The organism is Kribbella deserti (genome assembly GCF_042434725.1).
GTDB lineage: Bacteria > Actinomycetota > Actinomycetes > Propionibacteriales > Kribbellaceae > Kribbella > Kribbella deserti.
Genome location: NZ_JBHLTC010000018.1, coordinates 206,540 through 220,316, shown reverse-complemented (window position 1 = coordinate 220,316; position 13,777 = coordinate 206,540). Strand labels below are relative to the sequence as shown.

Here is a 13,777-nt window from a genome sequence, read left to right as displayed (position 1 = left end):
AAGTTTCTCAGAGCCCCAGCTCACCGCTGACCACGGCCACCCCACACGCCCGTCCACCAAGCTCCAAGCCGCGCACCAGGCCTTGGGCGATTGCCAAACCACCAGCCGGTTGCGACACCTCGATCCGGCCAACGCCCTGGAGACCCAGGTCCCGAACTAGTTCGACCCCATGCTCAACTGCCTCGTCCACGGAACGAGCAGGGCGCCACAGCACGCCGAAGTTCCAGTCGGGCTTAACAGAGTCCACGCACACGACCAGCGCCTCCGCCCGTCCGAGCGCAGCCGTCTCCGGTGTATCCGCCACCACGATCTCAATCCGCTGTACGCCGACCGGAATCACCTGAGGCGCCGTGCGGGCGTCGTCGGCGATAGACGAGGCCGGAGCGCCCGGTAGACCTCGCTGGCCCCACGAGTCGTGGTGGACCGTCCACGAGAGTGGACGACGCGACGCCCAGCCGGACTGAACAAGCTCGGGTGTCTCCGGGAAAGCCTCCACGTGCCCGACACACAGATACCCAACCAGCTCAACGTGACCCGGCAGGTCCAGAACGGCAGAGACCTCAGCAGGTTCGAAGAACGACACCCAGCCGACGCCCAGGCCTTCAGCTCGTGTGGCAAGCCACAGGTTCTGTACGGCGATCGCGGCCGAGAACCAGGTCGTACGAGGATCCGCGTGCCTCCCCAGTACGTGCCGGCCACCTCGGCCCGGGTCACACGTCACCGCGATGTTCAACGGCGTATCGAGGATCGCCTCGATCTTGAGCCCGTCGAACGCGTTACGCCGATCCTCAGGCAGTGAGGCAGCGAAGGCATCTCGCTGGGCCATAGCCAGGTCGTAGATCTTCCGCCGGGTCGGAACGTCCTTGATCAGCAGGAAGTCCCAAGGCTGGCTCAAACCAACACTGGGCGCTCGATGAGCCGAGGCCAACACCCGGGTCAGTACGTCGTCCGCGATAGGCCTATCGACGAAACCGCGGCGGATGTCCCGCCGCTCGGCTAGAACGCGGTGAACCACCTCCCGCTCCCCCAGCGGGTACGGCGCCGCGAAGGGCAGCCGGCCTACCGCAACCGTCGCACCAGCCGAACGCTGCTTAGGTACAACCAACGACGCCCCCGCCAGCAAGACCGCCGCCTCGGCAACACTCGCCGAGCCCACGTGAGCCTCAACCGCCGCACTAGGCGTCGGCACATCCTGCAGAGCCAACTCGCCAGCAGGAGCGGCAACCACGGACGCACCGAGCTCGGAGGCCAACCGAGCGACTGCCGGCTCAGAAGCCTTCGAATCCACCGTCACGACCTGGAGGACCTCGTCACGCGGTAGACCGGCCAACGCGGTGTCGGCCAATGCCCGCAACTCGTCGTACGACGTGCCCTGGCGAAGGCCGACGCCTAGTACAAGCGTCATGCGTGCACCGCGGCTGCCGCAACAAAGCGAGCGGGTACGTCGGGGGTGGCCGTCCAATGCACGTGCAGGTACGACGCGTGCAGGTTAGCCGTCGCAAAGCCCTCAGGCCCGTCCGGCAAGTACCACGCGGATGAACCGCCCGAGGTGGTCACGGCTGTTCGGTGGAACTCGTGCCCGCGGACGCGCCGCCCCTCGTCGTACCAGGCGCTAGTCGTTGCAGCGACGGCAGTTCGGTATCCCAGCGTCAGGCGGCTCGTCATCTCCGCGACAGCTGGTAGAACGCCAGTCATCTCATGCCCGTCCAGCGACTTGCAGAGGTACAGCAAGCCCGCGCACTCCGCGACCACCGGTAGGCCGCGATCGACTAGAGCCGCCACTTCCCGACGCAAGGGCACGTTGGCGGACAAGGCTTCCGCATGCATCTCGGGAAAGCCGCCACCGAGATAGAGGCCTGCAGTCCTGTCAGGCAGTGGATCGAGCAGCGGGTCGAACGAGATCACCTCAGCACCTGCGGCGGTCAGTAGCTCCGCCGTCTCGGTATAGCGGAACGAGAAGACCGGTCCACCTGCCATCGCTATGACTGGCCGAGCCGCGTCCGGGTCGCAAACAACCTCAGCCGACGCGTCCCAGGCAGAGGTCTCCAACGGCATGGCTGCACGAGCCGCCGCGACAAACGCCTCCAGGTCGACGCCTTGACGTACTAGCGCGGCAGCAGCGTCCACGGCCGCCAAGGCCTGTCCGCGTTGTTCATCGGCCGGAACCAGGCCGAGATGCCGCGAAGGCACAGTGACACTCGCATCGCGCCGCAGCACTCCAAGCACGGGTATCCCCGTCGGAGCCACCCCAGCGCGCACCTCGGCCTCGTGGCGGTCCGACCCGACCTTGTTCAGGATGACGCCTACGATCCGTACGCCCGTGTCGTAAGCCACGAAACCCGCCACGACCGCACCAACACTTCGGCCCGCCGCAGACGCGTCGACGACTAGAACCACCGGGGCCTGCAGCAGCTTCGCGACATGCGCGGTGGAGGAATAACCCTCTGTACCGAGAGCACCGTCGTACAAGCCCATTACGCCTTCCACCACTGCGATGTCGGCTCCAGCACAGCCGTGCGCGAACAGCGGCGCCACGCGCTCCTCCCCCGACAACATCGGGTCCAGGTTGCGACCGGGCCGACCGGTAGCCACCGCGTGGAAGCCGGGATCGATGTAGTCCGGTCCCACCTTGAATCCGGCGACGGTGTGCCCGGCCTGGCGAAGCGCCGCCATCAGGCCGACCGCGACGGTGGTCTTGCCCGCGCCGGACGAAGGCGCGGCCACGACCACACGTGGAATCACCACTCGATCCCCCGCTGCCCCTTCTGTCCCGAGTCCATCGGGTGTTTGACCTTCGTCATCTCCGTGACCAGGTCGGCCGCGTCGAGCAGGCGCTGATCGGCGTTCCGCCCGGTGATGACGACGTACTGATGACCGGGCCGGTTCTGCAACGTCTCGACCACCTCGTCGACATCCACCCAGCCCCACTTCATCGGGTAGGTGAACTCGTCCAGCACGTAGAGGTCGTGCGTCTCGGCCGCGATCCGGCGCTGGATCTCCCGCCAGCCTTCGAGCGCGTCGGCGGCGTGGTCCTCCTCGGTACCGGCCTTGCGGGACCAGCTCCAGCCCTCACCCATCTTGTGCCACTCGACCGGACCGCCCTGCCCCGTTGCCTCGTGCAACGACCCGAGCGCCTTGAAGGCCTCTTCCTCGCCGACCTTCCACTTCGCGCTCTTGACGAACTGGAAGACGCCGATGTTCCAGCCCTGGTTCCAGCCGCGCAAGGCCATGCCGAAGGCGGCGGTCGACTTGCCCTTCATCTCGCCGGTGTGCACCATCAGCAACGGCCGGTTCCGCCGCTGCCGGGTGGTCAGACCGTCCTGCGGTACGACGCTCGGCTGTCCCTTCGGCATCAGGCGGCCCTTTCCGTGACGGTGCGGACGAGGTTGCCCGCGGCAACTTCACCCAGATCCAGGTACTCCGCGCGCAGGTCGGTCGCGAGCTCGCCCGCGAGGCCGAGCCGAACGCCCCGGCGCGGTTCGCAATCGACCACCACGGCCGCGATGCCCTTGTCCGCAAGCCATCCCGCGGCCCGCCGGGCCTTCTCGAAGGCGTCCGCCCCGGCCGTCGCCCGGCCATCGGTCACGAGCACCAGCAAAGGCCTTCGCCGGGGATCACGAATGGCGGCGATCCGGAGCACCTCGGCCGCTTGCAGCAGACCCTCCGCCAACGGCGTACGGCCTCCGGTGGGCAACGACTCGAGCCGTCGTACGGCGGTCTCGACGCTTCCGGTCGGCGGCAACGCCACGGTGGCGGCCGATCCGGCGAACGTCACCAGCCCAACCGTGTCCCGGCGCTGGTAGGCGTCCATCAGCAGCGAGACGATGGCCGTTTTCACCTCGGTCATCCGCTTCTTGGTGCCCATCGAGCCGGACGCGTCGACGCAGAACAGCACAAGATTGCCCTCGCGCCCTTCACGAACGGCCAGCCGTACGTCGGTGGGCCGAACCGCGAGGCCCGGGCCGGACCGGCCACGCGCGTGCTGATGCGGCGCGGCGGTACGGATCGTGCCGAGCAGATGCGGACGACCTGGCTCACGACCGACGCGAGCCCGATCGCCGACCACCCGGCCGACCTCGGTCAGCGCCCGCGAACGCCGTCCGGACACACCCCGGCCGGCGGCCTGCACACTCAGCAGCCTGGCCTTGAACGGTTCGCCCGCGCCCTCGACCTGCCCACTCGGCGCCTGCCCCGGTTGCGCCTGCGCCCCCTCATCAGCGGAAGCCTCATCCGCGGAGGACTCAGCTGGGGACTCCTCGCCACCACCGTCCGGGCCGTTGTCAGGCCCGTTCGGCTCGGGGTCCGGCTCGTCCTCCGGCGGGGTGCTGTCGTTGATGGCCTGCTCGAGCTGTTCGTCATCGAGGCCCGGCGGGTCGAACGGGTTGCGCCGCTTGCGGTGCGGCAAGGCCAATTTCGCCGCGGCGCGGACGTCCTCGACCTCCACCACGGTGCGCCCGGACCAAGCGGCATGCGCCATCGCCGTACGTGCCGTGACCAGGTCGGCCCGCATCCCGTCCACGTCGAACGACGCACAGATCTCCGCGATCTGCCGCAACGCGCCATCGGTGAGGATGACGTCGGGCAGCAGGCTCTGGGCCTTCACGATCCGCTCGGCGAGTTCGCGCTGGGCGGCGTCGTACCGGCCGGCGAAGCCCAGCGAGTCCGCCTCGTACGCCAGGCGCGCGCGCATCACCTCGACCCGTACGGCGGGGTCCCGGCTGGCCATCACGTCGACGGTGAGCCCGAAGCGGTCCAGGAGCTGGGGACGGAGTTCGCCCTCCTCCGGGTTCATCGTGCCGACGAGCACGAACCGGGCCGGGTGGGTGACGGAGACGCCGTCGCGTTCGACCGTGGCCCGGCCCATCGCGGCCGCGTCCAGCAGTACGTCGACCAGGTGGTCGTGCAGCAGGTTGACCTCGTCCACATAAAGGAGGCCTCGGTGCGCTGCCGCGAGCAGGCCTGGCTCGTACACGGTCACGCCCTCGGACAACGCCCGCTCCAGGTGCAACGACCCGAGCACGCGGTCCTCGGTGGCGCCGACGGGCAACTCGACCAGCCGCGCGGGCCGGGACGTCGTACCACTGTCTACGTGCGGCGCGTCCGGGCAACCGGGGTCGGGCCGGCCGGGGTCGCAGGAGAAGCGGCAGCCCTGGACGACCTCCACCGCGGGCAGGACCTCGGTGAGCGCGCGCACGGCGGTGGACTTGGCCGTGCCCTTCTCGCCCCGGATCAGCACGCCACCGATCGCCGGGGACACCGCAGCCAGCACGAGCGCGAGCTGCAGGTCGTCCATGCCGACGACGGCCGTGAACGGAAAGCCGACAGAAGCGGCGGTGGGGGTGGGCTGAGCAGACCGCATCGGCGGCAATTCCCTTCGTCCAGCGGGTGTCCACGCCCGCAACGGCACTGGTACGCACACCTGGGTCGAGCGGCATGCGCAACTGGTACGCGAACCGCAGCAACGGCCCACGGACGGCAGGAGATGTCCTGGCTTCCAGCCCATGTCGGCGCCGGTCACAGTGGCGGGACCGCCCCGGACTCCCAGCCTCAGCCAGTCACCGGTGTTCCTCCCCAACCGTCCCCGCGATCCTCCCACACCCTCACCTCAGCCCGGATGCCGCTTCCGTCACACCCACTCCCCTGCTCGCGTTCGTTCGTCGCGATCCGCCTCGCCCTACAGTTGTCGCGAGTGGGGAACCGAGCGGTTCAGGTGGGTGAGGCGTCGCCAGAGGCGTGGTCGGACGAGTTGCGCCGTACCGGCAAGGTGGTCTTCACGCTGCGGCCGCGGTTCGCGGGCGGCACTCTGGGCGTGATGTGGCTGCTGCTCGTTACCACGCAGATGTCCACACTTCGCTCGGGGTTGGCAGGCGACGACTTCGAGCTCGTGATCGCCGGCCTGCTCGTCGCGACCGCCGTCGCCACGACAGCGGTCTACGCCTGGCAGCTTTTCACGCGGGGCCAAGGAATTCACCGTCGACCGATCGTCGGTCAAAGACCTGCCCGCCCTGGGCAACTGGCTCGAGCAGGTTCACAAAGAGCAACGGACCTCCGACGCGCATTGAGCCTCGTCCTCTGAGTCCACCAGACATCTGAGCGGCCGAATTCTGTCCAGTGGACTCACTAAGCGACTAAGCCATCCTCGCCGCTTCTTGCCCGGCTGCCGGGTTGTCGCACGGCTACCGGGTTGTGGTGTGGCCGCTGCCGAGTTGTTTGGCCGCTACCCGGTTGCAGTCAGGTAGTCGTACGAAAACCCGGCAGCCCCACCAAAACCCGGCACCGGGCGCGCCTCATCCACCGCATTCCGCGTCCGACCGTGCGAAAAGATCCACCCGCACGACCAACCAACGCCGCCACCCACCAACGACCCCGGCCCGGCACAACCAGCACAACCCCCACAACCGGCACGACGGCGACGGGACGCGCACACGTGTGCGCGGGCGGGAGGTCAGCGGTCTTCCAGGTCGCCTTCGGTTTCCAGGAGGGCGGTGCGGAGGGTGGCCAGGGCTTCGGGGGTGGGTTCGGCCCAGAGGCCGCGTTGGGCGGCTTCGAGCAGGCGTTCGGCGATGCCGTGGCGGGCCCAGGGGTTGGACTTGCGGAAGAACTCGGCCATTTCCTCGTTGGCGACGTACTCGGTGGTGAGGGTCTCGTACATCCAGTCGTCGACCACGCCCGCGGTGGCGTCGTAACCGAAGAGGTAGTCGACCGTCGCCGCCATCTCGAAGGCGCCCTTGTATCCGTGCCGGCGCATGGCCGACATCCAGCGCGGGTTCACCACGCGAGCCCGGAAGACCCGCTTGGTCTCCTCCTCCAACGTCCGCGTCTTAACGGCAGCCGGTACGGCGGAGTCGCCGATGTAGGCCTTCGGGTTGGAGCCGGTCAGGTGGCGCACCATCGCGACCATGCCGCCGTGGTACTGGAAGTAGTCGTCGGAGTCCATGATGTCGTGCTCGCGGGTGTCGGCGTTCTTGGCCGCCACCTGGATCCGGGCATACGCGCGCTCCATCGACGGACGGGCCTCAGCGCCGTCGAGGTCCTTGCCGTAGGCGTATCCGCCCCAGACGGCGTACACCTCGGCGAGTTCGGCGTCGGTCCGCCAGTTGCGCGCGTCGACCAGCGGCAACAGGCCGGCGCCGTACGAGCCGGGCTTGGATCCGAACACCCGGGCCGTTGCCGCGCGCAACTCGTTGCCCGCCGCGACATCATCCAGGACGTGGGCCCGCAAATAGTTGTCCGCAGCATCTTCGTCGAGCTCCGCGACAGTCCGAACCGCCTCGTCCAGCAGCGAAACCACGTGCGGGAAGGCATCCCGGAAGAACCCGGAGATGCGGATCGTCACGTCCACCCGCGGCCGACCGAGCTCCGCCACCGGTACAACCTCGAAACCGCTCACGCGCCGCGAGGCCTCGTCCCAGACCGGGCGGCAGCCGAGCAGCCAGAGCACTTCGGCGAGGTCGTCGCCCTGAGTCCGCATGGCCGACGTACCCCAGATGGTGAGCCCTACCGAGCGCGGCCATGAACCGGTCTCGGCCTGGTGCCGGTTGAGCAGCGAGTCGGCCAGCGCGACGCCGACGTCCCACGCGTTGCGGCTCGGAATGGCCTTCGGGTCGACGGCGTAGAAGTTCCGGCCGGTCGGCAGCACGTTCACCAGACCACGCGTTGGCGAACCGGATGGGCCGGCCTCGACAAAACGGCCGTCCAGTGCGCGCAGTACGTTCGCCAGCTCGTCCCCGGTGCGAGCCAAGCGCGGTACGACCTCTTCCGCCGCGAACCGCAGCGACGCCTCCACGCCGTCGGACTGCACACCGATGACCTCGGCAACAACCACCGGCACCTTCTCGGCGGACCAGCTCAGCGTCTCCATCGCGACCACCAGCTTGCGCGCGACGGCCTCGAGCAGATCGACACCGTCCGCCGCCGAGACCGCGGGCAGATCCGTCAACGCCGCAAGGGCTTCCAGCGACTCGACGCGCAGGCCGGGATTCTCCAGCAAGGCGGCCTCGTCCACGCCGAAGGTGTCCCCGAGCGCCGCGCGCAGACCCCGGACGGCGCCGGAGCGGCCGCCCCACATCTGGTTCGCGCGCAGAATCGCCAGCACGAGATTGACCCGCGCCTCCCCCACCGGACCGCCACCGAGAATATGCAGGCCGTCGCGAATCTGAACGTCCTTGATCTCGCACAGATACCCGTCGAGGTGCAACACGAAGTCGTCGAACTCGTCGTCTTCGGGCTTCGACTCGGTGTGCAGATCGTGGTGCAACTGCGCGGCCTGGATCAACGTCCAGATCTGGGCGCGCAACGTCGGCACCTTGTCCGGGTCGAGCGCCTGCACGGTCGCGTACTCGTCGAGCAGGTACTCCAGCTTCGCCATATCGCCGTACGTCTCGGCGCGCGCCATCGGCGGTACCAGGTGATCGACGATGACGGCGTGACCGCGGCGCTTGGCCTGCGTACCCTCGCCCGGGTCGTTCACGATGAACGGGTAGACCAGCGGCAGGTTGCCCAGTACGGCGTCGGGCGCGCAATCGGCGGCCATGCCGATTCCCTTGCCTGGCAGCCACTCGAGCGTGCCGTGCTTGCCGAGGTGGACGACCGCGTGCGCGCCGAACCCGCCATCGGAAGGCGCGGCCTCGAGCCAGCGATAGGCCGCGAGGTAGTGATGCGACGGCGCCATCTCCGGGTCATGGTAGATCGCGACCGGGTTCTCGCCGAAGCCCCGGGGCGGCTGGATCATCAGTACGACGTTGCCAAATCTCAACGCCGCAAGCGCAATCGCCGACTCCGGCCCGGAGTTGTCGACGTACAACTCGCCGGGCGCGTCCCCCCACGCCTCGGTCATTGCCTCCTGCAACGAAGAAGGCACCGCGCCGAACCACTTCGCGTACGTGGACAGCGGGATCTTCGCGACAGCGTTCGCGAGCTGCTCGTCGGTCAGCCAGTCGACGTCATGCCCACCGGCGGTGATCAGGCGGTGGATCAGCCCATCGGCGCCGTCACTGCCCTGCAGTTCGGCGAGATCCAGATTGCCGAGGTCGTAGCCGGCTTCCTTCAACTGCCCGAGCAGTACGACGGCGCTGGCGGGGGTGTCGAGGCCGACGGCGTTACCGATCCGGGCGTGCTTGGTCGGGTACGACGACAGCACCAGCGCGAGCTTCTTGTCCTTGGGCTCAACGTGGCGCAGGCGGGCCTGGGCGACCGCGATTCCGGCCAGCCGCGCGCAGCGTTCCAGATCCGGCGCGTACGACGCGATGCCCTCGGCGTCGTACGCCTTGAACGAGAAGGGAATGCTGATCAGGCGGCCGTCGAACTCCGGGATCGCGACCTGGGTGGCGGCGTCGAGCGGGCTGATCGCGGCGTCGCTCGCCTCCCACACCTCACGGGTCGACGTCAGCGCGAGGCCCTGGATCAACGGGATGTCGAGTGATGCCAGCGCGCCCGCGTCCCAGGCGTCGTCGGCGCCACCCGCGCTCGCGTCGGCCGCGACCGTGCCGCCCGCGGCGAGCAAGGTCGTGACCAGGGCGTCGCATTTACTCAACAGGCCGAACAGCTCGGCGTTCTCCTCCGACGACGGGTCGAGCCCACGCAAGGTGCCGCAGTAGACCGGCAGGGCCTGCGCGCCGGCGGCCTCGATCGCGTCGGCCAGCGCATCCACGAAGGCGGTGTTACCGCTGATCTCGTGCGCCCGGTAGTACACGACGCCGATCACGGGCCGCTCGTCCGGCACGAAGGAACGGCCTTCGCGCACGCCGTACGTCGGCAGGGTCTGCGGCGGCTCGAAGGTGTCACCGGTGAGCAGCAGGGTGTCGCGCAGGAACGCGGCCAGGTTCGCCAGGTTGGCCGAGCCGCCTTCGCGCAGATAGGCGAGGGCCTCGGTGACGGCACCGGCGGGCACGGTCGACAGCGACATCAGCTCGGCGTCGGGCGCGGCCTCACCGCTGAGCACCACCACCGGAAGGCCCGAGGAGATGACGGCGTCGAGGCCCTCCTCCCAGGCGCGGCGACCGCCGAGCAGGCGGACCACTACGACCTCGACGCCGTCAAGCAGGGTGGGCAGCGAGTCGAGCTCGACCCGCGCCGGGTTCGCGACCCGCCAGCCGGTATCGGCCTGGGCGGCCGCGAGCAGATCGGTGTCCGCAGTGGAGAGCAGGAGAAGATCGGGGGTGGCCGAGGCCATGTTCCGGCGTCCTTCCTCGGGGTGTCCGCGCCCCGGGTGGGCTGATCCGACGGCGGCAGTTCCTGACTCCCCCGGGTTACGGGGTCACAGTGGCGGGACCGTCCCGGACTTGCACCGGGTTCCTGCATTGCCGTCGATGACGTCCCGAACTCTAGCCGACCACCGCCCCTCCTGCTGCCTGCGGCTGGCGAGCCGCCAACGCCGAGGCCTTGACGTTCGCACGTGCCTGCTCAAAACTCTCGAAAGCGTGAAACTGCGCATTCAAAGCTCTAATGATCATGTTCGGGCATGAGTGTTGTACTAAAGGAGCGCCGATGAGTCGTTTGTGCACCGCCCTGCTACTGGTGGCCGGCCTGCTGGCCACCGCCACACCACCCGCCATCAGTCCAGCAAGCGCCGCGACAGTCGAAGCTGAAGAAGTCAACGCCGCACCAGCCGTAGTGCCCGCCCTGCAGCAGTGGACCGGCGGCACCGGGCAGCTGAGGCTCCGCCGCGACCTGCGAGTCACTCTGCGGCCCGCCGACGCGGTGGCACTTCGCGAGGTCGCCGGGCAGCTCCGTGACGACCTGCGGGCGATCACCGGCTGGAGCGTTCCGGTCGTGGTCGAGTCCCGTCCGACCGCGCGCGACATCGCCGTACGGCTGGATCCCGCCGCCAACGTCGGTCCCGCCACGGCAGTCGCCGCGAAGGAGGGCTACCAGCTGGACACCACCAACGGCGTACGAATCGTGAGCCGTACGACGACCGGCGCGTTCTGGGCGACGCGCAGTCTGCTGCAGATGCTGGTGCGCCAAAGCCCCGGCGAGGCCACGGTTCCGGTGGGTAGCGCGATCGACTGGCCGAACTATGCCGTGCGTGGGTTCATGCTCGATGTCGGACGGCGTTGGTTCGACCAGAAGTACGTCCGCGACTACGTCCGCTACATGAGCTGGTTCAAGCTCAACACCTTCCAGATCCATCTGAACGACAACGAGATCACCGCGCCCGGTGGTGACTGGTCGAAGGCACAGTCGGCGTTCCGGTTGGCCTCGGACAATCCACGGTTCGCGGGCCTCGCGGCGAAGGACGGCTCGTTCAGTCGCGCCGACTGGGATCGGCTGGAGTCGGTGGCGGCGGATCACCACGTCACGATCGTGCCGGAGATCGACGCACCCGCCCACGCCCGCGCGTTCATCGAGTTCGATCCAACCCTCGGGCTCAACGGCGGCAACTCCGACCACCTCGATCTGACCAAGCCGACAACGACCGAGTTCATGAAGCAGGTGTTCGACGAGTTCATCCCGTGGTTCCGAGGGCCGGCCGTACATGTCGGCGCGGACGAGTACCCGAGGGAGTACGAGCCGCAGTACCGCCAGTACTTCAACGACATCACCGCGCACGTTCGCAGCCTCGGCAAGACCGCTTCGGCGTGGGGCAGCTTCTCGGTGATGGCCGGCAGCGCGAACGGCTACGACCGCGACGTCACGATCAACTCGTGGAACAACAGCTGGTACGGCCCGAAGGCGGCGCTGGCCGACGGGTATCCCCTGATCAACACGAACGACGCGTTGCTCTACATCGTGCCGTTCGCGAACTACTACCACGGTCGCGGGCTGGACGGCCGCTGGCTGTTCGACAACTGGCAGCCGAACGTCTTCGCCGGTGGGCAGACGGTCGACGCCGCCGACCCGCTGCTCCGGGGCGCCATGTCCGCGGTCTGGAACGACCTCGTGCACGCTGACTACGACGAGCTGGACGTGCATGGGCTGGTCGAACCGGCCTTCGGCGTTCTCGCACAGAAGATGTGGCGGGGCGCGGAGCCCGGTCTGTCGTATGAGTCCTTCATGAGCAGGGCTTCCGCTTTGGGCATCGGACCCGGCACCGAGATGATCGCGACCACGCTGCCCACGGCCGGTGATCCGCGGCTCGGCATCACGGCCGGCGCCGTCGCCCCGCTCGCGGCGGGCGAGTCGGCCACCTTGTCGGCGACTGTCACGAACCGCGGCGGTACGACGTTGACCCGGGTGCAGCCGGCCGTCGAACTCGCCGCCACGGGTGTCTCGATCGAACCACTCAGCGCGGGCGACGGAGATCTCGAAGCCGGCGAGTCCGCCGTTTGGAGCTGGCGGCTCACCGCACAGCGGACCGCGCCGAGTGCCGCCGCACCAGCCGTGCTGCGTGTCTCGGCGTTGCATCGCGGCATCCACTTGCGGTCCACGACGCAGACGGCCGTTCGTACCGTGCCGCCCGCTCCCGAGGGGCTGCGGCACCTCTCCTTCACGGCGACCGCCTCGGCCTCGTCCGTGGAGGCGGGTCTGGATCGGCTGGCCGCCCGGCACGTCAACGATGGCGATCTGACCACACGGTGGGCGTCCGGTTATGCCAACGGCGAGTGGCTCCAGCTCACGCTCGCGCAGCCCGCGCGGGTCAGCTCGGCTCGCTTGTTCTGGGAGGCGGCTTGCGCGTCGGCGTACCGGATCCAGGTTTCGGCCGATGGGACCAGTTGGCGTGACGCGGCCACGGTCGGCACGTCGACCTGCAAGGACGACACCGTCACGCTCAATGCGCCCGAGCCGGTCAAGTTCGTGCGGATGCAAGGTGTCACCCGCGCGACGACGTACGGCTATTCGCTGTACGAGTTCTGGCTTTACGGGTCCTGAGGTCCGTTAGCTATGGGCGGCGTAGTGGGCGGCTAGGAGGTCGTGGGCCCAGTCGTTGCGCAGATCGCGCCAGACCGAGTGGATGTGGTTTCCCTCGTCCTGGGTGTTGTCGTACTCCAGGAGGAACGTCGGGCCGGCGATCGAGTAGTAGTGGCCTTCGCCTGGTTTCGGGCTACCCGCCCAGGCGAAGGTCAGCTGCTCGATGCCCGCGTCGGTGATGTCGTGCCACGCGCGCTGGGCGATCGGTTCGGCCGCGCGGCCGACGTACTGGTCGACCAGGCGGGTGAACAGGTCGCGCTGGCGCGGATCGAGTTCGCCGTACGGCAGGCCCTTGTGCAGCAGGCCCGGATCCGCGACCGGGTCGAACCGGGTGAGGATGTCGTCCGGCGCGTCCGGGGAGACGATCGCGAGCTCCCGCTGGGCTGGTTCGAGCGCGGCGAGCAGGTCGCGGGCGAGCCACTCCTCCGCCGCGAGGAACCGCCGGCCGGTGTGCGGGCCTTCGAGCACGGTCGTCGGCTCGGAACCGAAGAACTGCGGCGTGATCGAAACGCCCGCGGCGGTGACGGTCTGGTGGAGGGCCAGGTGATGGCCGTTGAGCCGCCAGGCCCACGGCTCGTCGCCGGCGGGATCACCGAGGATGCGCAGGAAATACCGCTGGTCCTCGAACAGGTCGACGGTCGAACCCGGCGCGAGCTGCGGGAGGTTGCGCCGAATGCCCTCGGCCGCGATCACGCCTAGTGCGTCGGTCAGGCCGCGCTCACTGCAGGCGATCTCGATCAGCCGCCGCGCGAGCACTCGCTGGTCCGCGGTCATCTCCCCGAGGGTCAGCCCGGGACGAGCGCCCGGCAGGTACGTCCACTCGAGCCGGTCGTCCACATCGAACGGCGCCCGGATCGCGCTGCTCTGCGCCTCGTCGAGCGTCTCCAGCAGTTCGAGCGTGACATCGCGCAGCAGATCCCTCATGAAC

The 13,777-nt window shown here is 68.7% G+C and carries 7 protein-coding genes and 2 riboswitches; of the genes, 1 reads left to right on the top strand and 6 read right to left on the bottom strand.

Annotated features, from left to right (window positions below; all coding sequences use genetic code 11):
- Positions 1-7 precede the first annotated feature (7 nt).
- The 5 genes from bluB to cobN form a co-directional block, all read right to left on the bottom strand.
- Positions 8-1,405 (bottom strand): 5,6-dimethylbenzimidazole synthase, encoded by a 1,398-nt coding sequence (gene bluB, locus ACFFGN_RS14305; protein WP_380047458.1) that lies wholly within the window; start codon positions 1,403-1,405, stop codon positions 8-10.
- Positions 1,402-2,742: a cobyrinic acid a,c-diamide synthase CobB gene (locus ACFFGN_RS14300; protein ID WP_380047456.1), complete on the bottom strand. Its 1,341-nt coding sequence runs from the start codon at positions 2,740-2,742 to the stop codon at positions 1,402-1,404. Before ACFFGN_RS14300 ends, bluB begins: the two co-directional genes overlap by 4 nt.
- Positions 2,739-3,353, bottom strand: a complete 615-nt coding sequence (gene cobO / locus ACFFGN_RS14295; protein WP_380047455.1) for a cob(I)yrinic acid a,c-diamide adenosyltransferase — start codon at positions 3,351-3,353, stop codon at positions 2,739-2,741. The genes ACFFGN_RS14300 and cobO overlap by 4 nt, the downstream gene beginning before the upstream one ends.
- Complete coding sequence (locus tag ACFFGN_RS14290; RefSeq protein ID WP_380047454.1) at positions 3,353-5,359, bottom strand: putative cobaltochelatase; 2,007 nt, start codon at positions 5,357-5,359, stop codon at positions 3,353-3,355. The genes cobO and ACFFGN_RS14290 overlap by 1 nt, the downstream gene beginning before the upstream one ends.
- Before the next feature lie 98 nt (positions 5,360-5,457).
- Positions 5,458-5,595: riboswitch (cobalamin riboswitch) on the bottom strand.
- A gap of 850 nt (positions 5,596-6,445) precedes the next feature.
- Positions 6,446-10,171, bottom strand: coding sequence for a cobaltochelatase subunit CobN (gene cobN, locus ACFFGN_RS14285; RefSeq protein ID WP_380047452.1), 3,726 nt, complete (start codon positions 10,169-10,171; stop codon positions 6,446-6,448).
- A gap of 36 nt (positions 10,172-10,207) precedes the next feature.
- Positions 10,208-10,351: riboswitch (cobalamin riboswitch) on the bottom strand.
- 134 nt (positions 10,352-10,485) lie between these two features.
- Here cobN and ACFFGN_RS14280 point away from each other — a divergent pair.
- On the top strand, positions 10,486-12,810 hold the full coding sequence (locus tag ACFFGN_RS14280; protein WP_380047450.1) for a family 20 glycosylhydrolase: 2,325 nt from the start codon (positions 10,486-10,488) through the stop codon (positions 12,808-12,810).
- A gap of 6 nt (positions 12,811-12,816) precedes the next feature.
- Here the strand turns inward: ACFFGN_RS14280 and ACFFGN_RS14275 are convergent, their stop codons facing one another.
- The gene (locus ACFFGN_RS14275) at positions 12,817-13,773 is read right to left on the bottom strand and encodes a DUF3500 domain-containing protein (protein WP_380047448.1); all 957 of its coding nucleotides are present in this window, start codon (positions 13,771-13,773) and stop codon (positions 12,817-12,819) included.
- Positions 13,774-13,777: the final 4 nt, after the last annotated feature.

Bases quoted from the DNA above. Each gene is read 5' to 3' on its own strand.
- bluB (WP_380047458.1), bottom strand. From the start codon at position 1,405: ATGACGCTTGTACTAGGCGTCGGCCTTCGCCAGGGCACGTCGTACGAC.
- cobO (WP_380047455.1), bottom strand. From the start codon at position 3,353: ATGCCGAAGGGACAGCCGAGCGTCGTACCGCAGGACGGTCTGACCACC.
- ACFFGN_RS14290 (WP_380047454.1), bottom strand. From the start codon at position 5,359: ATGCGGTCTGCTCAGCCCACCCCCACCGCCGCTTCTGTCGGCTTTCCG.
- cobN (WP_380047452.1), bottom strand. From the start codon at position 10,171: ATGGCCTCGGCCACCCCCGATCTTCTCCTGCTCTCCACTGCGGACACC.
- ACFFGN_RS14280 (WP_380047450.1), top strand. From the start codon at position 10,486: ATGAGTCGTTTGTGCACCGCCCTGCTACTGGTGGCCGGCCTGCTGGCC.
- ACFFGN_RS14275 (WP_380047448.1), bottom strand. From the start codon at position 13,773: ATGAGGGATCTGCTGCGCGATGTCACGCTCGAACTGCTGGAGACGCTC.